This is a genomic window from Mesorhizobium sp. M0496, from assembly GCF_040321205.1.
Lineage (GTDB): Bacteria > Pseudomonadota > Alphaproteobacteria > Rhizobiales > Rhizobiaceae > Mesorhizobium.
In genome coordinates this window covers 1-534 of record NZ_JAMYRC010000116.1, presented here as the reverse complement: position 1 = coordinate 534, position 534 = coordinate 1, and the positions used below count along the sequence as shown (strand labels likewise).

General features: G+C 66.9%; 1 protein-coding gene. It reads left to right on the top strand.

The features are described from left to right. Nucleotides 1-534 (top strand): helix-turn-helix domain-containing protein (locus NKI73_RS33595; protein ID WP_352636359.1); only part of this gene is annotated, 534 nt, incomplete at both ends.

Sequence of the window (534 nt, the reverse complement as noted above, 5' to 3'; positions counted from 1 at the left end):
CTACGGCGTGTCGGCCAAGATCGTGGCGCGCTGGGTCGAGCGCTACAAGGCCGAGGGCAGCAAAGGCATGATCGATCGTTCCTCGCGACCTGCCCGTATGCCACAGGCCACCGCCACGTCGATCGCCGAGCGTATCGTGGCGCTGCGGCGGCAGCGTTGGACCGGCAGTCACATCGCCATGGAGGTCGGCGTCTCGCCCGCCACCGTCAGCCGGGTTCTCAAGCGCGCCGGGCTGTCGCGGCTGAGCGATATCGAGCCGGCCGAACCGGTCCGGCGCTACGAGCGCGAGCACCCCGGCGAGATGATCCACATCGACATCAAGAAGCTCGGCCGCTTCAGCCAGGTCGGCCATCGCATCACCGGCGATCCGCAAAAGGGCAAGTCGCGCGGCGCCGGCTGGGAGTTCGTCCATGTCTGCATCGACGACGCCTCGCGCATTGCCTTCTCGCAGATACTGCCCGACGAGAAAAAAGAAAGCGCCATCGCCTTCCTCAAGGCGGCGGTTGCCTACTACGCCAGCCTCGGCGTCGCGAT